At 43.0% G+C, this 19,918-nt stretch carries 17 protein-coding genes and 4 tRNA genes; 5 read left to right on the plus strand and 16 right to left on the minus strand.

Features of this window, described 5'->3' with window-relative positions; genetic code table 11:
- Nucleotides 1-69: 69 nt before the first annotated feature.
- From KQI91_RS05420 to thyA, 7 genes are all read right to left on the minus strand, one after another.
- Nucleotides 70-4,545 (minus strand): PolC-type DNA polymerase III, encoded by a 4,476-nt coding sequence (locus KQI91_RS05420; protein ID WP_216391849.1) that lies wholly within the window; start codon nt 4,543-4,545, stop codon nt 70-72.
- Between the two features lie 14 nt (nt 4,546-4,559).
- Nucleotides 4,560-5,681 carry a flavodoxin-dependent (E)-4-hydroxy-3-methylbut-2-enyl-diphosphate synthase gene (ispG, locus tag KQI91_RS05425; protein ID WP_330654462.1) on the minus strand — a complete coding sequence of 374 codons (1,122 nt, stop codon included), beginning with the start codon at nt 5,679-5,681 and terminating at the stop codon, nt 4,560-4,562.
- A gap of 4 nt (nt 5,682-5,685) precedes the next feature.
- Entirely contained in the window at nt 5,686-6,858 is a 1,173-nt protein-coding gene (locus KQI91_RS05430) for a toxic anion resistance protein (protein WP_216391851.1), read from the minus strand.
- 48 nt (nt 6,859-6,906) lie between these two features.
- Complete coding sequence (locus KQI91_RS05435; protein ID WP_253288370.1) at nt 6,907-8,094, minus strand: 5-bromo-4-chloroindolyl phosphate hydrolysis family protein; 1,188 nt, start codon at nt 8,092-8,094, stop codon at nt 6,907-6,909.
- 165 nt (nt 8,095-8,259) lie between these two features.
- Nucleotides 8,260-9,285 (minus strand): branched-chain amino acid aminotransferase, encoded by a 1,026-nt coding sequence (locus KQI91_RS05440; RefSeq protein ID WP_216391853.1) that lies wholly within the window; start codon nt 9,283-9,285, stop codon nt 8,260-8,262.
- Between the two features lie 93 nt (nt 9,286-9,378).
- The gene (locus KQI91_RS05445) at nt 9,379-9,870 is read right to left on the minus strand and encodes a dihydrofolate reductase (protein WP_216391854.1); all 492 of its coding nucleotides are present in this window, start codon (nt 9,868-9,870) and stop codon (nt 9,379-9,381) included.
- 65 nt (nt 9,871-9,935) lie between these two features.
- Entirely contained in the window at nt 9,936-10,784 is an 849-nt protein-coding gene (gene thyA, locus KQI91_RS05450; RefSeq protein WP_216391855.1) for a thymidylate synthase, read from the minus strand.
- Nucleotides 10,785-10,907: 123 nt separating this feature from the next.
- Between thyA and KQI91_RS05455 the strand changes: the two genes are divergently transcribed.
- A complete protein-coding gene (locus KQI91_RS05455; protein ID WP_216391856.1) occupies nt 10,908-11,441 on the plus strand; it encodes a VanZ family protein in 534 nt (177 codons plus the stop codon).
- A 57-nt stretch (nt 11,442-11,498) separates the two neighbouring features.
- On the opposite strand, the gene KQI91_RS05460 is transcribed toward KQI91_RS05455, so the two are convergent.
- The 3 genes from KQI91_RS05460 to KQI91_RS05470 form a co-directional block, all read right to left on the minus strand.
- Nucleotides 11,499-11,945 (minus strand): DUF308 domain-containing protein, encoded by a 447-nt coding sequence (locus KQI91_RS05460; protein WP_216391857.1) that lies wholly within the window; start codon nt 11,943-11,945, stop codon nt 11,499-11,501.
- A gap of 21 nt (nt 11,946-11,966) precedes the next feature.
- A complete protein-coding gene (malQ, locus tag KQI91_RS05465) occupies nt 11,967-13,550 on the minus strand; it encodes a 4-alpha-glucanotransferase (protein WP_216391858.1) in 1,584 nt (527 codons plus the stop codon).
- 61 nt (nt 13,551-13,611) lie between these two features.
- A complete protein-coding gene (locus KQI91_RS05470) occupies nt 13,612-14,544 on the minus strand; it encodes an alpha/beta fold hydrolase (protein WP_216391859.1) in 933 nt (310 codons plus the stop codon).
- Nucleotides 14,545-14,784: 240 nt separating this feature from the next.
- Between KQI91_RS05470 and KQI91_RS05475 the strand changes: the two genes are divergently transcribed.
- Nucleotides 14,785-15,879, plus strand: coding sequence for a DUF5067 domain-containing protein (locus tag KQI91_RS05475; protein WP_216391860.1), 1,095 nt, complete (start codon nt 14,785-14,787; stop codon nt 15,877-15,879).
- Between the two features lie 82 nt (nt 15,880-15,961).
- Nucleotides 15,962-16,177 (plus strand): DUF378 domain-containing protein, encoded by a 216-nt coding sequence (locus tag KQI91_RS05480; protein WP_216391861.1) that lies wholly within the window; start codon nt 15,962-15,964, stop codon nt 16,175-16,177.
- Between the two features lie 6 nt (nt 16,178-16,183).
- Here KQI91_RS05480 and deoD read toward each other — a convergent pair whose 3' ends face one another.
- The 4 genes from deoD to KQI91_RS05500 form a co-directional block, all read right to left on the minus strand.
- Nucleotides 16,184-16,897, minus strand: a complete 714-nt coding sequence (gene deoD / locus KQI91_RS05485) for a purine-nucleoside phosphorylase (RefSeq protein WP_216391862.1) — start codon at nt 16,895-16,897, stop codon at nt 16,184-16,186.
- Between the two features lie 68 nt (nt 16,898-16,965).
- Nucleotides 16,966-17,038, minus strand: a tRNA-Gly gene (locus KQI91_RS05490).
- Between the two features lie 5 nt (nt 17,039-17,043).
- Nucleotides 17,044-17,114, minus strand: a tRNA-Gly gene (locus KQI91_RS05495).
- A gap of 160 nt (nt 17,115-17,274) precedes the next feature.
- Entirely contained in the window at nt 17,275-18,207 is a 933-nt protein-coding gene (locus KQI91_RS05500; protein ID WP_216391863.1) for a serine O-acetyltransferase, read from the minus strand.
- Between the two features lie 197 nt (nt 18,208-18,404).
- Here KQI91_RS05500 and KQI91_RS05505 point away from each other — a divergent pair.
- Together KQI91_RS05505 and KQI91_RS05510 are read left to right on the plus strand one after the other, a co-directional pair.
- A tRNA-Ser gene (locus tag KQI91_RS05505) sits at nt 18,405-18,492 on the plus strand.
- 73 nt (nt 18,493-18,565) lie between these two features.
- Nucleotides 18,566-18,636: transfer RNA gene (locus KQI91_RS05510), tRNA-Trp, on the plus strand.
- Nucleotides 18,637-18,757: 121 nt separating this feature from the next.
- On the opposite strand, the gene KQI91_RS05515 is transcribed toward KQI91_RS05510, so the two are convergent.
- Nucleotides 18,758-19,234 (minus strand): pyridoxamine 5'-phosphate oxidase family protein, encoded by a 477-nt coding sequence (locus KQI91_RS05515; RefSeq protein WP_216391864.1) that lies wholly within the window; start codon nt 19,232-19,234, stop codon nt 18,758-18,760.
- Between the two features lie 41 nt (nt 19,235-19,275).
- Nucleotides 19,276-19,893 carry a flavodoxin family protein gene (locus tag KQI91_RS05520; protein WP_216391911.1) on the minus strand — a complete coding sequence of 206 codons (618 nt, stop codon included), beginning with the start codon at nt 19,891-19,893 and terminating at the stop codon, nt 19,276-19,278.
- Between the last annotated feature and the right edge of the window lie 25 nt (nt 19,894-19,918).

Genomic DNA, 19,918 nt, shown 5'->3' on the forward strand with positions numbered 1-19,918 from the left:
TTTTTGTTATGGTAACACAAATAGATATTTCCTCAGTAATTATTATTTTTTGCTGCTTGCTTTTCCTGGTCAGGCAATCACATCATCAAAAAGTGAAAACTGATTCGACTGAGGAATATCTCCGAAAATCCCAAGATCATCCATTAAATCAATCACTGTCTTGCTGACTTTTGTTCTGTCGCGGAAATCATCCTTTGATAAAAATTTGCCCTGCTTTGCCGCATCAACTACCGCCTCTGCTGCCTTGTCCCCCATTCCGTCAATACAGTTCAGTGCCGGCATCAGTTTGCCGTCAATGATCTGAAAACGATTTGCCTTGGCACGGTAAAGATCGATCGGCATAAATTCCAGACCACGTGCATACATTTCCTGCACAATTCTCATATCTTTGATCGTATCCTGTTCTTTCTTAGATGCAGCATCTCCTTTTTTGCGAAGCTCTGCAAGATAAAAGTCCAGACGGTCACGCCCCATACACATCGTCTCATAGGAAAATGCGGTCGCACGGATACTGAAAAATGCCGCGTAATATGCCAGCGGTTTGAACACCTTGAACCAGGCGATACGCCATGCCATCATAACGTATGCCGCCGCATGTGCTTTAGGGAACATATACTTGATCTTTTTGCAGGACCAGATATACCACTCGGGAACATTGTGCTCACGCATGGTAGTCTCCCACTCATCGCGAAGACCTTTACCCTTACGTACAGCCTCCATGATCGTAAAGGCAAGGCTGCTTTCCACACCCATGCTGATCAGGTAGATCATAATATCATCTCGCGTACAGATCGCTGTGGAAATTGTTGCTTTTCCCTCTTCGATCAATGTCTGCGCATTGCCCAGCCATACGTCCGTACCATGCGACAGTCCCGCAATACGGACAAGATCTGAAAAATATTTTGGTTTTGTATCAATAAGCATCTGCATGGCAAAATCTGTACCAAACTCCGGCACACCCAGGCATCCCAGTTTGCAGCCCCCAATATCCTCTGGTTTGATTCCCAATGCATCCGTACTTGCAAATAAAGACATAACTTCTTTGCTGTCCAAAGGCACATCGCGGGCACTTAGCCCGGTCAGATCCTCCAACATACGGATCATGGTCGGATCATCGTGTCCGAGAATATCCAGTTTCAAAAGGTTTCCATCAATGGAATGATAGTCAAAATGGGTCGTAATGATATCACTGTTTTCGTCATTTGCCGGATGCTGGACCGGCGTAAATTTTTCAATCTCCACACCAACCGGAAGAACAATGATTCCTCCCGGATGCTGCCCGGTCGTTCGCCGGATGCCCGTACATCCCTGTACGATACGATTGATCTCACAGTAACGTTTGTGCTGTCCGCGCTCTTCATAATAATTCTTAACATAGCCGAATGCTGTTTTTTCTGCAAGCGTACCGATCGTTCCTGCCTTAAAGGTCTGTCCTTTTCCAAAGATAACCTCTGTATAACGATGGGCATTTGCCTGATATTCACCAGAAAAGTTCAGGTCAATATCCGGCTCTTTATCCCCCTTAAATCCAAGGAATGTTTCAAAAGGAATGTCAAATCCCTCTTTGTTCATCTTTGCTCCGCACTTCGGGCATACTTTATCCGGCATATCGCATCCTGCCATGCCACCGAATTTTTTAACTTCCGGCGAATCAAAATCGCTGTATTTACACTCCGGACACAGATAATGTGGCGGCAGTGGATTTACTTCCGTAATACCGGACATAGTTGCTGCCAGCGAAGAACCTACGGAGCCTCGGGAACCAACCAGATATCCATCTTCGTTTGACTTCCAGACCAGCTTCTGTGCAATGATATACATAACCGCGTATCCATTGGAAATAATTGAGTGCAGTTCCTTATTCAGTCGGTCTTCTACAATTTTTGGAAGTTCTTCCCCATACATTTCGTGTGCACGGTTAAAGCAGATATCCTTCAGATCCTGATCCGAATTCTCAATGACCGGAGGAAATTTGTCCGGATGGATCGGAGAAATTTTCTCGATCATATCTGCAATCTTATTGGTATTGGTAATAACAACTTCTTCTGCCTTTTCACTTCCCAGATAGGAAAATTCCTCCAGCATCTCCTCTGTTGTGCGCAGATACAAAGGTGCCTGATTATCCGCATCCGAAAACCCGTTTCCTGCCATAATGATCCGTCGATAGATTTCATCCTGCGGATCCATAAAATGTACGTCACAGGTAGCAACAACCGGCTTCTTAAACTGGTCTCCCAGCTTCACGATTTTTTTATTGATCTCAATCAGATCCTCATTAGATTTTACACGGTCATTTTTTTCATCTGCGATCATAAACGCATTATTACCAAGCGGCTGTATCTCCAGATAATCATAAAAATTGACCAGTCTGGCAATTTCCGGTTCCGGAGCATTGCGCAAAAGTGCCTGATACAGTTCTCCTGCTTCACAGGCACTTCCGATCAGAAGTCCGTCTCTGTGTTCAAGAAAAAGGCTTTTGGGCACACGTGGACGCCGCCTGTAATATTTAAGATGAGACTGGCTGACCAGTTTGTACAGATTGACGCGCCCTGTCTCATTTCTTGCCAGAATGATTGCATGATAAGTTGGGAGTTTCTTAATCGTATTTACTGATACATTTCCATGTTGATTTAATGCATCCATATCAAAGATATCCCGTTCTTTCAGCATTTCAACAAAACGTACAAAAATTTCTGCCGTACAGGCCGCATCATCTACTGCTCTGTGGTGATGATCCAGTGACACTCCAACCGCTTTTGCAACCGTATCCAGTTTAAATCGGTTCAATGCCGGCAGAAGGAAACGTGCCATACCTACTGTATCCACGTATGTATATTCCTGTGCCAGTCCCTGTCTTCTGCAGTTTTCAATGATAAAGCTCATATCAAAGTCCGCATTATGAGCCACCATAACTGCTCCTTTGCAAAATTCAAGAAACTGAGGAAGAATCGTCTCAATCTCCGGTGCATCCATGACCATGGAATCATTAATGCTGGTCAACTGCTCAATCCTGTATGGAATCGGAACCTTCGGATTAACAAACGTAGAAAAACGATCTGTGATCACGCCATTTTCTACTTTTACCGCGCCAATCTCGATGATCTGACAGGTCAATGGAGAGAATCCTGTTGTCTCGATGTCAAATACAACAAATGTCCCATCTATGGACTGCCCCTGACTGTTAGTTACAATCCCCTTCGTATCATCTACAAGGTAAGCCTCCATGCCATACAGAACTTTGAAGTCAGAATCTTTCGGCACACATCCTCCCCATGCATCAAAACAGTGATTTGCCTCCGGGAATGCCTGTACAACACCGTGGTCAGTGATTGCAATTGCTTTGTGTCCCCATTCATAAGCACGCTTTACCAGATCTTTCGCCGTAGTAACACCATCCATATCACTCATTTTGGTATGGCAGTGCAGTTCCACACGTTTCTGCGGACTGGTGTCCATTCTGGTACTGCGAAAATCTGCAATCTTCTTGATTCCGGAAATCGATCCGATCGTCAGTTCGCTGTCAAAACGGTCAATTGTTGTGACTCCCTTAAATTTGAGGAATGCCCCTTTTTTTATTGATTCGGTGATCTCCGGCACCTGCTCATTACGCAGGAACATTTTGATCACAATAGAATCTGTAAAGTCTGTTACCGGAAAGATCAGAATCGTCTTCTCATTTCGAATCTCCCTGGCTTCCACATCCATGACCTGACCACGGATAATAACTTCTCCCATCTCACCGGTAATGGACTCCAGGTCGATCGTATCTCCCTCAAAGTCTCTTCCATAGACAACATCCGGATTACTGTCCTTACGAAATCCACCATGGAACTCTCCACGCTGTCCTTTTTTTTCGAAAGTTTTTGCTTTTTGTTCCGTTTTGCCCTTTGAGTCTGCTTTTGCGCCATTCTTTTTATCCGCAGCTACCTCCTCTGGCTTTTCTTCCTGCACCGGTTCTGATGTCAGTTTGGCATGTTTCAGTACATTTGCAACTTCCTGTCGAATCTGCAATGCTGCATTCCTTCGGTATTTACTTTCTTCTGCTTCTACAAACTGCAGATTGATCTTAAGATTCATACCACAACGTTCACAGAATACCTTTTCCAGATATTCCATCAGAATCCCACTTTTTTCTCTGGAAATCACCGAATCCGGCAAAGTCAGAGCCATCTGGTCTTCTGACGGAAAAACAATCCGTGCACGTTTGAAAAGGTTATACTCCAGCATATTAAAATTTTTCAGCTCCACTTCCATGCTGGAACGATAAACCTCCAGAAAATTGGACGGTGAATACTGTTTTGACAAATGAAATCTCTCGATCACAGTCACCTGCATTTCCAATCCGGAAAAACATTGTCTCTCAATCTGATCCTCCAATGCCATAATGTATTTTTTGTGGATCCAGCGATCACTGTGGATATAAACCCAAAGCCTCGTTTTCGCCGGATTACAGGAAACTCTTGATACCGTTACCATCTCCAGCCATTCTCGCAGCTGGTCTTTTACTTTCAAATTGGGAAATACATCGAAAAATTCTTTTTCCACGTTTTATGCCTTTCTTATCTTTCCCAGTGAAGCAGTTCTTCTCGCAAAGTATCCAGAAGCTGATCTTCCGGAACTTTCTTGACAATTTCACCTTTCTTGATCAAAAGTCCGACTCCAACTCCACCGGCAATTCCAATATCCGCTTCTTTTGCCTCACCTGGTCCGTTTACTACGCATCCCATAACAGCTACTTTTATATCCAACGGAATATCCTGTACCATAGCCTCTACTTTATTCGCAAGACCGATCAGATCAATGCGGGTACGTCCACAAGTCGGACAGGATACCACTTCCACGCCGCCTTTGCGAAGTCCAAGTGTTTTGAGAATACGCTTTGCTGATTTGATTTCTTCCAGAGGTGCACCAGTCAGAGAGACTCGAATCGTATCACCGATTCCCTGTGAAAGAATGATGCCAAGTCCTACTGCTGATTTGATATTTCCGGAATACAGTGTACCTGCTTCCGTAATTCCTACATGGAGTGGATGATCTGTTTTTTCGGCGATCAGTTCATGCGCCTTGGCACACATCATAACATCTGAAGATTTAATACTGATCACAAGATTGTCGTAACCCATCTCTTCGATGATACGCACTTTGTCCAATGCACTTTCTACCAGTCCCTCAGCCGTTACTCCGTGATATTTTTCTACAAGTTCTTTTTCAAGAGAACCGCTGTTGACACCTACACGAATCGGAATATTACGCTCTTTTGCCACATCTACCACAGCCTGGATGCGTTCTGTACTTCCAATGTTTCCAGGATTAATGCGAATCTTGTCTGCCCCATTTTCCATTGCGGCAATAGCCAGACGATAATCAAAGTGGATATCCGCCACCAGCGGAATATGAATCTGTTTCTTGATCTCTTTAAGTGCCTGTGCTGCTTCCATAGTCGGCACAGCGCAGCGGATAATATCACATCCAGCAGCCTCCAGCTCCAGAATCTGCTTAACCGTTGCCTCTGCGTCTTCTGTTTTTGTATTAGTCATTGACTGAATCAGAATCGGATTTCCGCCTCCGATTTTTTTATTTCCTATCTGTACAACCTTTGTATGATCACGATACATTTCTTTCTCTCCTTTTTGTGAAAAAGCGGAGCTGTCGTTGTTTCCATAACAGCCCCTTTCCTTTATATCCTCAGTGCTGAATTTCCAGCAGCTTAGCTTTCAGTTCATTTTCCATGCGAAGCATTTCCGTCTCAGCAGTCTGGCGTTTCTCTCTGCCTTCTTTCTGAATCTTCATGACATCATCCAGCGTCTGGATCAGATCTGCATTTGTTTTCTGCAGAGTTTCCATATCTACAATGCCACGTTCAGATTCTTTTGCTGTTTCCACTGATGCCATATGAAGTTTTTCTGCATTTTTGCGAAGCAACTCATTTGTCAGATCTGACACCTGACTCTGTGCCTGTGCTGCCTCTGTAGAATGTGCAATGCCAAGAGCCAGCACCATCTGACTCTTCCACAGAGGAATCGTATTGACCAGTGTTGTCTGAATTTTTTCTGCCATCATAGTATCGTTATTCTGTACCAGTCGAATCTGCGGTGCTGTCTGCAGTGAGATCATTCTGGTCAGTTCCAGGTCATGCAGTTTTTTCTCAAAACGTGCACACTTGCTGTCCAGATCCTTTGCAGCCTGTGCATCCTCCGGAAGCCCGGTCATGCGTGCTTTTTCTTCCAGTTCTTTAAGTTTCCCGCCACGTGTCTGTTCCAGGCTCTGCTTTCCTGCCTGAATATACATGGAAAGCTCTTTGAAATACAGAAGGTTCTGCTCATACATTTTATCCATCATCGCAGAATCTTTCAACAGACGAACCTGATGTTTCTGCAGGGCATCTGCAATTTTCTCTACATTTGCCTCTGCCTTGTCATATCTGTTTTTCAGGTTCTCTACTTTATTGGCCTGCTTTTTAAAAAATCCAAACAGGCCTTTTTCCTCTTCCGCATCAAACCCTTTGAGTTCACCGACAACTCCGGAAAGAAGTTCCCCTACTTCTCCCAGGTCCTGTGCCCTTACATTCTTCAAGGCTTCATCAGAAAAATCAGCCATCTTCTTCTGTGTTCCTGCCCCATACTGCAGCACCTGTGTCACATTTTCCACATCAATCTTTGCTGCAAATTCATCTACCATCTGCTGTTCCTGTAGTGTCAGAACCGTCTGTGCCATCTTTTTCTGTACCGGATCCATTTCCGGTGCGGTCTCCATCAGCTGTCCCTGTACATCCGGTTTCTTTTCCGGCTGCTGTACAAAATCCGGCTCCAGTGTCAGAGATGGCATTCCTGTTTCTGCCTGTTTCATTTCGTCACCCATATCATTCTCCTTATTGTGTTCTGTGCCCCGTGCACTCTTTGTATCTCTTTATTTTTTACTGAAATCGCTTCCGGTAAGTCCTTCCTGCGCAAGCATAGTATGAAGCACAGAAATATCACTGGAAACATCCCATGCCGTATCCTGAAAAACAGAATCCAGAAGTCGCGCAAATGCATCATTCAGCGTATCCAGTGTATCTTCTATCTCTTTTTTGGATGCACGGATCGTCTCGCCCTGGATCGGCTGACTGTCCATATCCTCATAAGCATCCAAAAGCTTGACTGTCATCGGAAGATAATAGTCCATCATCCTCTTGAGATCCGGAATGATTTCCGGATGTTCTTCTGCCCTCTGGAAAATCTGATCCACAATCTGTTCCATCTTTGCAATCTTTGCAGAAATTTCCTCACCGGGAATTGCATCATTGCTCGCATGAATCTTCTGGATGTAAGCTTCTCCTTTGTCCAACACTTCCTGTACTTCCGGACTGATTCGATTGTGTTTCTCACTCTCCTGCTGGTGCTTACGCTGTTCCTCCTCAGTCCTCTGTTCCAATGCCTCTTGAGTTTGTGCATACTGTCGGTATGTTTCTGTACTTGTGATCAGACAGGTTTCTTTCTGGTCTGTCTTTCCCTCCAGAAACCATCCTTTTTGGATCATATAATGAATGTCTTTTTTGACAAATTTCACATTACGTCCCACAGCACCTGCCAGATGTTCAAAATCACAATAAGTTCGGTCACCAAGTGCTTTTACATATTTCTTAAAGCGTTTCAGTCTGCCAAGCCCTTTACATCCGCCACCGACCATACCAAGGCCTGCAAGAGTACCAATCAGTGTCACTGCCGTCGAGCTGATTCCTCCATGTCCGGTCACTGCCTGCAAAATCTGTACAGTCAGCAGCCCCATTGCCATACTTCCGGATAAAATCCCGCCAAATACAACAAGAAGGATATCCTTTACTTTTTCTCCGCCGGTATTTCCATAAAGTTCCGGATGTGTCTCCTGTACCCTCTGCACTTCCGGAGGCTGTCCTTGTTTCTTACCGCCCCGTACAGACTCCGGATGTTCCTTTTGATATTGTTTCAGAGTATTATTGACCATTCTGGTGATCGACTGGTTCAACTCCTGATAATTGCTTGTTTTTACAGCATTTTCTATTGTCGACTGAACCTCACGGACCTTTTGTTCCACAAAGCTCAGATCCGGGCCATTGTCATAAGATTTTTTGTCCATTCCATCCTCCTGTAAACTATTTCTTATTATAACGAAATACAGACAAAAAAACAAGGCACAGGACATATGCCTGCACCTTGTCTTGTAATATAAATGGTAGATCCTGCATCCACTGATGAGCATGCCCATATGGATCCAGATCTTTTGACCCTGCTATCACACAAATTATTCGATTACTTTGATCCAGCCTTCCGGAGCCTCGATGCGTCCCATCTGGATTCCGGTAAGTGTTTCGTAAAGTTTCTTTGTTGTCGGTCCCATCTCTTCCATTCCGCTTGGGAAACAAATCTCTTTATCATGATCCACAATCTTGCCAACAGGAGAGATAACTGCTGCTGTTCCGCAAAGTCCACACTCTGCAAAGTCTTTTACTTCATCCAGATATACTTCTCGTTCTTCTACTTTCAGTCCAAGATAATGCTCTGCAACATAGATCAGAGAACGACGGGTAATAGATGGAAGAATGCTGTTGGACTTCGGTGTTACAACTGTATTATCTTTTGTAACAAAAATAAAGTTTGCTCCACCGGTTTCTTCTACTTTTGTTCTTGTAGCAGAATCCAGATACATGTTTTCATCATAACCCTGACGATGTGCATCCATGATTGCATGAAGGCTCATTGCGTAGTTCAGACCAGCTTTGATGTGTCCTGTTCCATGCGGTGCAGCACGGTCAAAATCTGTAACACGGATCGTAATCGGTTTAGCGCCGCCTTTGAAGTACGGTCCAACAGGTGTAGTCAGGATACGGAACTGATATTCATCGGCTGGTTTAACACCGATTACCGGATTGCTTCCGAACATATATGGACGTACATACAGAGTTGCACCTGAACCATATGGTGGCACATACGCTTCATTTGCTTTAATTGTCTGTACAACAGCTTCTACAAAACGGTCTTCCGGGAATACAGGCATTTCCAGTCTTCTTGCAGAATTTGCAAGACGCTCTGCGTTGAGGTCAGGACGGAAAGTAACAATATGTCCGTCTTCGGTTGTATATGCTTTCATTCCTTCAAATACAGTCTGTGCATACTGGAATACGCAGGCACATTCATTCAGCGTAACATTCGGGTCCGTAGTCAGCTGTCCCTCATCCCATTTGCCATCTTTAAAATTGGCAACATAACGATAATCTGTCGGGATATAGCCAAATCCGATGCTGCCCCAGTCAATGTTCTTTTTTTCCATAATATATCTTCCTCCATTCGTATGGATATCTTTTCTACTCATTTTAGCACTTTATCGTGGTGACTTCAATGCAAAATTCACAGAGAACCGTATTTATTTCACTCTCTCATATTTCACAAAAGAATATTCCAGATCAAAATAGGTCTGTTCTTCACTTTCAGCCGTCACCTTCCATTCCGGCATCTCATCCAGATTCGGAAAATAACTGTCCGCTTCGTATCCAAAATCAATCTTCGTCACATGTGCAGTATCGCAGTATGGAAGAAGCTGTTTGTACACGCTGTCTCCACCGATGCAGTATACTTCTTCAGACGGATATTTCTTAATTTCCTCAAGAAGTTCTTCTATAGTATGCACAATGATCGCATCTTTGACATTATATTCTTTGTTGCCTGTCAGAACAATGTTAGTTCTGTTTTTCAGTGGAAGTCCATTCGGAAAACTTTCCAGAGTTTTTCTCCCCATTACAACAACTTTTCCTGTCGTTTCCTGTCGAAACATTTTCATATCCGCCGGAATACTTACCAGAAGTTTGTTATCTTTGCCAATTGCCCAGTTTTTGTCTGCTGCTACTATAATGTTCATACTTAAATTTCCTCTTCCCTATTGTCTATAGTAATATATTCTCCGTTACATTTCTTCTGGAAAAATCAGATCGCGATCGGAATATTTTTAATCTGCGGCCAGGTCTGATAATTCTCTACGATCAGATCATCTGTTGTAAAATCATAGAAATTTCTGACTTCCGGATTCAGTTTCACAGTCGGTGCCGGATACGGAGTACGACTGATCAGTTCTTTGATAACCGGAACATGGCGGTCATAAATATGGCAGTCTGCAATAACATGTACCAATTCTCCCGCTTCCATATCGCAGACCTGTGCAATCATCATTAAAAGGATCGAATACTGGCAGACATTCCAGTTATTTGCAGCAAGAATGTCCTGTGAACGCTGATTCAGAACCGCATTCAAAGTAAGTTTCTCTTTCCCCGGTTCCTTTGTCACGTTAAATGTCATCGAATATGCGCACGGATAAAGGTTCATTTCATGGAGGTCCTGATGCACATAGATATTGGTCATAATACGGCGACTATACGGATTATTCTTCAGATCATACAATACACGGTCTACCTGATCCATCATACCTTCTTTGTACTGATGTTTCACCTGAAGCTGATAACCATATGCCTTACCTATCGAACCATTTTCATCTGCCCAGCTGTCCCAGATATGGCTGTGCAGATCTTTGATATTATTTGATTTTTTCTGCCAGATCCAGAGAATCTCATCCATCGCACTCTTTAATGCGGTTTTCCGAAGTGTCAGTGCCGGAAACTCTTTGCGGAGATCATAACGGTTCACCACCCCAAAACGTTTGATCGTATACGCAGAAGTACCATCTTCCCATACCGGTCGTACCTTTTCCCCCTCTGTACTGGTGCCATTTTCTATAACATCTTTGCACATATTAATAAACGTAACATCTGCCAAACTCATCTGTATCTTCTCCTTATAACTTTATATACCTTTTGTAATGTCTTTCTTTTCCTACAGTGTTATCAGTATAACATATCTTCCTCTCTGTTGACAATCGTTTCCCCCTTTGCTATATTTAATGCCATGAAAATACTGATTACTTTATTAAAACCATTATCTTTTATACCTGCATTGCTTATGATGTATCTGATTTTTTCATTTTCAGCCCAGACCGGGGAGGTGTCCGGGGAATTAAGTTACAAAGTCAGCTACAAAATCGTAGAAATCAAAGATGAGATTCTGCACGAAAATAAAGGATATGAGGAACTCGACTACGAAGCAAACGCGATACAGTTTTATGTACGCAAGGCAGCCCATATGACTGAATATTTTCTTCTGGCTGTGGCTGTTTCTTTCCCGCTTTATGTCTATCGAGTAAGAGGTTTCTGGCTGTTTCTTCTTGCCGGAATCTTTTGCGTGGCATTTGCAGGACTCGATGAATACCATCAGTCTTTTGTCGCAGGCCGCGGACCATCCGTCCGGGATGTTTGCATTGACAGTTCCGGTGCTCTGATCGGAATCATACTGGTTCAGTTATTCTGCTGGTCTACTTTACATAATCCTTCTTCATCTGGCAAAAAGAAAAAATCGCGCAACAAAAAACGCCGCAGATCTTAAATGATCTGAGGCGTTTTCTGTTTTCTTATACGTTATTCTTTCCGAATGATCCTGTTTTTATTTTTCAGATTTCAATTCATCCTGTTCGTCCGAACTTTCTGATACTTCTGCATCTTCCAGATTTGACGCCAGTCTTGCACGTTCAGCAATACTCATGCTTTTCTTTTCTTGCTGTGGTTCAGGCTCTGCAGCCTTCTGCTCCATCATAGCAGCTTCCATGGCACGTTTTTCTTTATCTCGTTTGATAAAATTCTTTCCGCCGATGAACAGCATTACCGCACCGACAAGCAAAAATCCTATGCCGGCTGCAAAAAATCCCCAGTTTCCGCCATCCACTCCGTCAATCACATTTTTACACAGCTGGTAGCCTGTATACAGAAGATAACAGCCTGCCAGGATCATCAGAATATAGCTTCTGGTCGGTGTCGTGTTCTGCGGTGCATTTTCCTGTGAAGTCTGCACCTCTGTTTCCTGCTGTTCCGGATTTTTATTCTGTTCTTCCATCCGATGTCTCCTCTCACACGTTTATCCGACTATCTTAGCATTTTTGTTGTCATTCTTCAATTCTTTTACGTCTGTTTCTGTGGTTTCTTTGATTTCTTTTTCAGTTTTTTCCACGGGTTCTTTTGCAAGACGGCCATAGATTCTGGTAACTTCTCTCATATTATAAATCGTAATCTCATTAAGCTGTCCTGCAGTCATTCTCCACTTCCAGTTATCACCCAGTGTAGATGGTGCATTCATACGTGCTTCATTTCCAAGGCATAAGTAATCCTGAATCGGGATGATTGCAAGGTCTGCCACACTTGCCAGTGCCGTACGGATCAGTGCCCATACGCAGTCATTGACCGGCTGTTCATAACAGTTAATATACTCTCTTACAAATTTCAGATCATGCCCCTGAAGATTTTCCAGCCATCCTTTGGTTGTTTCATTATCATGCGTTCCTGTGTAAACAACACAATTATGTTCATATTTATATGGAAGATAACTGCTATCCTCGCTTCCATCAAATGCAAACTGAAGGACTTTCATTCCCGGATATCCACTCTCCTTGAGCATTTCCAGAACGCTCTTGGTAAGAAAGCCAAGATCTTCCGCAATCACACGAAGTTTTCCAATCTTTTTATCCAATGTATGGAAAAGATCCAGTCCTGGTCCCTTTTCCCATTCACCGTTCTCTGCAGTTTTATCGCCATATGGAATTGCATAATATTCATCAAATCCACGGAAATGATCAATCCTTACCACATCATAAAGTTCCAGGCAATGAGTCATTCGCTGTACCCACCAGCCATAATCATTCTTTTTCAGCTTTTTCCAGTCATATAATGGATTTCCCCAAAGCTGTCCTGTAGCCGAAAAAGCGTCCGGCGGACAACCTGCGACTGCCTTTGGATTATAATCCTCATCAAACTGCAGCATCTCCGGATTTGCCCACGCATCAGAACTGTCCAATGCCACATAGATTGGCACATCTCCAATGATCTGAATGCCTTTATCATTTGCATATGCTTTCAGTTTTCTCCACTGTGTAGTAAAACAGTACTGCTGAAAACTGTAAAATCCAATTTCTTCTGCAAGTTCCTTTTCTGCTTCTTTTACGGCTTTGGAATGACGATCTTTCAGTTCCTCCGGCCAGTCGATCCAGCAGATTCCCTTCTGGTCATTTTTGATTGCCATAAACAGGCAGTAATCCTTCAGCCAGTCTTTTTCTTCTTTCAGGAACTCTGCATATTCCGGATCATTTTTTAAATCTGCTTTTTCATATGCTTTGCGTAAAAGTTTATATCTGGACAGATACATCTTTTCATAATCTACATAGGCTTCGCTTCCACCCCAGTCACAGGCTTCACAGTCCTCTTTCGTAAGAAGCCCCTTTTTGATCAGTTCTTCCAGATCAATAAAATATGGGTTTCCGGCAAACGTAGAAACTGACTGATACGGAGAATCGCCATATCCTGTCGGTCCTAACGGAAGTATCTGCCAATACTGCTGCCCTGCTTTTTCAAGCTGGTCTACAAACTCATAGGCCTCCTTTGAAAAGCATCCGATTCCATACTTTGACGGAATACTGGATATTCCCATCAAAATGCCACTTGCTCTCATTTTATCTCCTCCAAATCTGGTAATTTTTCACAAAAATGATTATACCAGATTTGATACATTTTTAAAATCCTTTTTTCTTCATATATATCATTACATCACGCCAGACTTTTTCCTTGCCTTTTTCATTCAGAATTTCATGGCGCATTCCCGGATATAATTTTCCTTTTACATCCAGATACCCAGCCCTGCGCATAGCATGAACAGCCCCCGCAAATTTGCGTACATTTCCAAGGCACGGATCTTCTGCACCACTGATAAAAAGTACCGGCATCTTCGGACTGGTACATTTCCATTTATGTATATCGTATGCTTTCTTCATCAGATCAAACAGTGCGATATAAGCATCATCTGTAAAAGTAAATCCGCACAGATCCGACTTTGCATATGCCTCATAGACCGCCGGATCCGAACAGATCCATGCATTTTTATTTTTTTCTCCCTTAAACTTCAGCGCATACGTTCCCAAAGACATAGCTTCCAGAATCTTGCTCTTATGATGCGCCCCCAGAATTTTTCCCTGTACCTGTGCGATCACTTTACCCAAAGGCCTTGCCTTATTTTCACTTGGAGACCCACATACGATCAGCATATCCATACAGTCATCATGCTCTGCTGCAAATGCCCTCACTGCAAGAGATCCCATACTATGTCCAAACAAAATCAGCGGAAGTTCCGGAAAATGACGTTTGATTTCTGCATTTACCGTCAAAATATCTCTGAGCATGGCATCCGCTCCGCCACCATACATATATCCCAGATCTTTTTTGTCTGATACACTTTTTCCATGTCCTCTGTGATCATGAATCACTGTTATGTAGCCTTTTTCTGTCAGATATTCCATAAACGGAAGATATCGTTCTTTGTGTTCACTCATTCCATGCACCAGCTGAACAATTGCACGAGGCTGCACTTTTTCATCTGGTATCAGACACAGCACCGATATTTCAAGTGCATCTGCCTCTGAAAGAAAACTTCCTTCGTATTTTTTTGCCATACAAAATTCCTCCATCCATCCGGCTGCCATTCTCCCCTCTGAATCACAGCCGTTTTTCTTTTGTTTTGCTGCATATAATTCATAGGCTTATTGTAGAGTCATGAAATAACCTTGTCAAGTAACGTCGCATTCTGTTATAATAGTTCTGTTTCAACAAGTTACTGTTCGCTTTGTTTACAGTAACCCAACAACATCATTACGATCTTCAGTCGTAATCTGACAACTTCATAAGGAGGAAGTATGGATACTAACAATCAGGAAGTATACGAGGAACAGTCCACTGCTCCCAGACGTAAAAAGAAGAAAAAAGGACTGATCATTTTTCTTGTCATCCTTGTTCTTGCTATAGCCGGCGGTACCGGTTTTTACTTTATGCAACGTCAGAAACCAATTTCCGCTACAGAAGATTTTCTGGAAAATATGCGTGCCATGAATTTTGACGGCATGAAAAATCTTCTGCAAAGCAGTGACATGTCCGCTCTTGACAATGCAGATATCACCAGTGATGCCTACGCTTCTTTTTTCAAAAAAATCAATGAAAAGATGAGCTACAAAATCACCAAAACAAGTTTTCATATCCAGAATGGAACCGCATCTGTAACTGCACACATTAACTATATCGATGGTGCAGATATTTATAAAGAAACTATTACAGAATTTCTGAAACAGATCGTTTCCACCGCCTTCTCCGGAACAACACTTACCGAAGAAGAAACTCAGGAAAAACTGGCAGCTCTTCTCGAAGAAAAATCCGGCAGTGTAGAAGATAAGTTTACAGAAACAGATATCACTTATCCACTGATCGAGGCTGATGGCAAATGGAAGATTGTTGCTCTTGATGCAGAAACTGTAAAAGTCATGTCTGCCAACTTCACAAATGTGCAGGATGAGATCAACCAGTCTCTGGCCGATATGAACGATTCCGAAAACACAGATACCAAAGCAACTGTCACTCCCGCAGAAACTACCAGCATCGATATGGACAACGATCATTTTTCCCTTCGTCTGAAGGAATTCCGTGTCACACAGGCAATTGATGATTCTGACTGTCTGCTGCTGTACTGCGATTATACCAACAACAGCAGTTCTTCATCCAGTGCATTGGTAGACGTACAGCTTTCTGCCAAACAAAATGGCGAAAAGCTTTCACCGGCAGTTCCAAAAGAAGACGAACCGGCTATTGACAACTATATTGCCGAAGTAGAACCTGGCAGTACCGTTACTGTCTGCTATGCATTCTCTCTGAGTGACAAATCTGACGTCACATTGGAAGCATCCGAAGCCTTTGCATTCGGTGGTGGCAATGTCACTTCTCAGACAATTAAATTACAATAAAAAATATTCGCGACAGATCTGATCTGCCGCGAATATTTTTTTGTTATCCCGCCATACTAGCACTATGAAAGGATGGTGACTTATGGGAAATAAATTTTTACAATACTTTTCACTGACAATCGCCGTGATCGGTGCCATTAACTGGGGATTAATTGGTTTTTTCAATCTGAATCTCGTCGCGCTTCTCTTTGGAAGCATGAGCTGGCTCTCCAGAATCATCTACGGTCTGGTTGGTCTTTGCGGTCTTTACCTTCTCACCTTTTATGGTCTGGTGGAACAGGACAAAACAACCGCATGATCCTGATCAGCAGGACTCCAGTGCTACCTTCATCATATTCTCAAAAGACTCCTGTCTTGCCAGTGATGACAATTCTTCATGCGTCACAAAAGAGTCTGAAATAGTCAGAAGGCAGGCTGCATTTTTACCAAGGAGCTTCGCATTGTGAAACAGTGCGAAGCTTTCCATTTCTATACACTCACATCCATATTTCTGATTGATTTCTCTGAAATCTTCCATATGTTCTTCCGGATAGAAAACATCGCAGGAATGAACACGTGCTGTCTTGACCGGAATCTGCAGCCGTTTTGCCGTCGCAATGATCTTGTCATTCAGGGCACTGGATGGATACAAAACATCATCCTGACATCCATTCTGTACTTTTGCAAAGCTGGAACGACTCCATACACTGTCCGCAAGAACAACATCCAGTACTGCAAGATGTTCTGTATAAGAACCTGCCGATCCGATACGGATAATATTTTCTACATCATAAAACTTATACAACTCATAAGAATAAATACCTATTGACGGCATTCCCATCCCACTTGCCATAACAGTAAGTTCTTTGCCTTTGTATGTTCCGGTGTAGGCATACATATTTCTGACCTGGTTGACCAATCTGGCATCCTCTAAAAAATGTTCTGCCACATATTTGGCACGAAGAGGATCTCCCGGCATCAGAACATTTTTTGCGATTTCACCTTTTTGAGCTTCAATATGAGGGGTTGGTACTGGCATCTTTCATTCCTCCTGTCTTTTTTATTTATAAGACGAAAAAAGGACTCTGAAAACTCAGAGTCCTTAAGAGCGATAGACGGGGCTCGAACCCGCGGTCTCGACCTTGGCAAGGTCGCGCGTTACCAACTACGCCACTATCGCATAAGAGCGGGTGATGGGAATCGAACCCACGTATCCAGCTTGGAAGGCTGGTGTTCTACCATTGAACTACACCCGCATATCGCTGTTCTTGCGTTGCGTTTGTGTTTCGCTCGCTTCAACGATATTGAGTATATCTTATAACTCATAGTTTGTCAACAGGTTTTTTTAATTTTTTTAAAAATTTTTATTTTGTATTTTTTCCTGTTATTTTGTATAGTTTTGACAGTTTCAAATATTTAATCCTGCCAGTCCCATACATCGGTCTTGGATACTGCATTGCGTGGTTTCTTGATCACAAGTTCCGGACTCTTCGCACTTACTTTGGTATTTGCAGGAATGGATTCTGTAATAAACGTATTACCACCGATAATCGTGTTCTCTCCAATCACAGTCTCACCGCCAAGCACAGAAGAATTAGAATAAATCGTGACATTATCCTTGATCGTAGGATGACGTTTTACATTTGCAAGCTGCTGTCCCTGTCTTGTAGAAAGTGCTCCCAGAGTCACACCCTGATACAGTTTTACGTTACGTCCAATTTCTGTTGTCTCACCAATTACCACACCCGTACCATGGTCAATAAAGAAATAATCTCCAATCACAGCACCTGGGTTGATATCGATTCCTGTCTTACCATGTGCATACTCTGTCATAATTCTCGGAATGTACGGAACTTCTTCTTTATATAAAATATGTGCCAGACGATATACATAAATTGCAAACAGTCCTGGATAGGAGGAAATGATCTCTTCCTTGCTTTTTGCCGCCGGGTCGCCGTCGAAACCTGCCTGCACATCCTTCAGAAGACGCTGCTGCACATCTGGCAGCTGTGCAAAGAATCCGGCACAGATACGGTCTGCCTCTTCCCGTGCCCCCTCCTGCTCAAGTTCCGGATCTGCATACAGAAGTGCGATCTCGATCTGTTCTTTAAGGCTGTCATAAAGATCGTTCAGGCGATATCCTGCAAAATACTCTGGAAACACCTTCGCTGCCGAATCATTCCAGAAGTATCCTGGAAAAATAACTGACCGAAGCTGCTTGACAACATCAATAACTGCTGCCCTGCTTGGAAGCTCACGGTTATTCTTTGGCATAAATAACTCTTCGTTTTTATAATTCTCGGTCAAAGCTTCAGTTGCTTTGAGAATTACATCTTTTTTTCTGTTCATGGTTTAACCTCTTTCCGCAATTTCTGCAAAGATGCTAATACGTAACGTATAACTACTCTGCGGATTTCTTTCCTTATATCATATTATAGGATTGTTTTCGCGTCAACAAAAGATTCTCTTCCCGGCAAAAAAAGAATTGACCTTTCCGCGATCTGACTATATAATGGAACATGGTCAGAGCAATCTGTTTCAGATCCGGAGATGTACCCAAGTGGCTGAAGGGTCCGCACTCGAAATGCGGTAGGTCGGGCAACCGGCGCGAGGGTTCAAATCCCTCCATCTCCGCTATTGACAAACAGAATATTATCTGCTATAATTCATTTTGTTGCAGATAAAGTTGCAATTATTTCAATAATATAGGGGATTGGTCAAATGGTATGATAGGGGTCTCCAAAACCTTTGGTGGGAGTTCGATTCTCTCATCCCCTGCTCTTAGGAACGCTGAAAAGCCTTATAAATCAAGGGTTTTCAGCGTTTTTGATTTTCCGTAAATTACAAAGAGTATTAATCAGGGTATCAAAACTGGTACCCCGATTGCTTTTTGTTTCATTTATCTTTCCTGTATCTCTTTACCACTGATATGCTCAATCTCTATCGCAAAGAGCTGCACGGCCTTTCCTGAACGTTCGATTTCTTCGTCGATCAGCTGTTCATTTGGATAGTATTTCCTGGCGATTTTCTTAAGAATCTCTGTTGCTTCTGTGCCCTCTTTCAACAGATGGCATCTGCCAAATACAACCGCGCTCTGCACAAACGGTGCCCATGCTTCTTCTCTGATCGTTTCATTTCCATAAACAGTGAAGCATACTTTGTCGTCAGCTCGCAGGGCATCGACTTTATGTCCAACGCGTGCTCCGTGAAAATATATTTTCTCAGCATTTCTGTCATAGAAATAATTGACAGGAACTGCATAAGGATATCCATCATCTCCATTTACCGCAAGAACACCACGCCTGCTGCATTGCAGAAGTTCCTTCGCGGCATCAATATCCATTTCTTTTTTCTTTCTTCGAATCGGTCTGAACATTGCTTTCCTCTCCATTTCTGCACAAATTTTATAATGACTTTTTATCGAATAAAATGTGTTGCTACTCTTTCTTCTTTCTCCGGAAGACCAAACTTTTCTTTGCCAAGTGCAATGCTCTTCATCAGGAATGTCATATTTGCGGCAAGTGTGCGCATGGTCTGTTTTCCTTCTTCATCCCGCTCTGCTTCTCCTGGTGTTCTTCCATGGATGCTGTTCCAGTACTGGCTGGATGCGACCGGCATGCCGGAAATGGTGAAATATTTATTGAGTTCATCAAAGGTCGCTGAACATCCACCTCGTCTTGCACAGGCAATGCTTGCACCGACTTTCATGGTCTTGTCAAAATGACTGCTGTAAAACAGACGGTCAAGACAGGCGATCAGGGTTGCGTTTGCAGATGCGTAATAAACCGGGCTGGCGATCACAAGGCCGTCTGCCTCTTCAAATTTCGGTGCAAGTTCATTCACCACATCGTCAAACACGCATTTGCCTTTTTCATAGCAGGAATTGCACGCCACACAGCCGCGGATAGCTTTGTTTCCCACTGTAACGATTTCCGTTTCTACTCCGTTTTCTTTAAAAACTTTCTCCATTTCTCTGAGTGCAATAGAGGTGTTTCCATTTGCCTTCGGGCTTCCGTTGATCATAAGTACTTTCATAGTAGATTCTTCTGTTGATATTTTG

This window comes from Blautia sp. MSJ-19 (assembly GCF_018918125.1).
Taxonomy (GTDB): Bacteria; Bacillota; Clostridia; order Lachnospirales; family Lachnospiraceae; genus Blautia_A.

What these genes read in the sequence shown, in the direction of transcription:
- KQI91_RS05430 (WP_216391851.1), bottom strand. Translation starts at nt 6,858, where the DNA reads ATGGGTGACGAAATGAAACAGGCAGAAACAGGAATGCCATCTCTGACA.
- KQI91_RS05435 (WP_253288370.1), bottom strand. Translation starts at nt 8,094, where the DNA reads ATGGACAAAAAATCTTATGACAATGGCCCGGATCTGAGCTTTGTGGAA.
- KQI91_RS05440 (WP_216391853.1), bottom strand. Translation starts at nt 9,285, where the DNA reads ATGGAAAAAAAGAACATTGACTGGGGCAGCATCGGATTTGGCTATATC.
- KQI91_RS05445 (WP_216391854.1), bottom strand. Translation starts at nt 9,870, where the DNA reads ATGAACATTATAGTAGCAGCAGACAAAAACTGGGCAATTGGCAAAGAT.
- thyA (WP_216391855.1), bottom strand. Translation starts at nt 10,784, where the DNA reads ATGAGTTTGGCAGATGTTACGTTTATTAATATGTGCAAAGATGTTATA.
- KQI91_RS05455 (WP_216391856.1), top strand. Translation starts at nt 10,908, where the DNA reads ATGAAAATACTGATTACTTTATTAAAACCATTATCTTTTATACCTGCA.
- KQI91_RS05460 (WP_216391857.1), bottom strand. Translation starts at nt 11,945, where the DNA reads ATGGAAGAACAGAATAAAAATCCGGAACAGCAGGAAACAGAGGTGCAG.
- malQ (WP_216391858.1), bottom strand. Translation starts at nt 13,550, where the DNA reads ATGAGAGCAAGTGGCATTTTGATGGGAATATCCAGTATTCCGTCAAAG.
- KQI91_RS05470 (WP_216391859.1), bottom strand. Translation starts at nt 14,544, where the DNA reads ATGGCAAAAAAATACGAAGGAAGTTTTCTTTCAGAGGCAGATGCACTT.
- KQI91_RS05475 (WP_216391860.1), top strand. Translation starts at nt 14,785, where the DNA reads ATGGATACTAACAATCAGGAAGTATACGAGGAACAGTCCACTGCTCCC.
- KQI91_RS05480 (WP_216391861.1), top strand. Translation starts at nt 15,962, where the DNA reads ATGGGAAATAAATTTTTACAATACTTTTCACTGACAATCGCCGTGATC.
- deoD (WP_216391862.1), bottom strand. Translation starts at nt 16,897, where the DNA reads ATGCCAGTACCAACCCCTCATATTGAAGCTCAAAAAGGTGAAATCGCA.
- KQI91_RS05500 (WP_216391863.1), bottom strand. Translation starts at nt 18,207, where the DNA reads ATGAACAGAAAAAAAGATGTAATTCTCAAAGCAACTGAAGCTTTGACC.
- KQI91_RS05515 (WP_216391864.1), bottom strand. Translation starts at nt 19,234, where the DNA reads ATGTTCAGACCGATTCGAAGAAAGAAAAAAGAAATGGATATTGATGCC.
- KQI91_RS05520 (WP_216391911.1), bottom strand. Translation starts at nt 19,893, where the DNA reads ATGAAAGTACTTATGATCAACGGAAGCCCGAAGGCAAATGGAAACACC.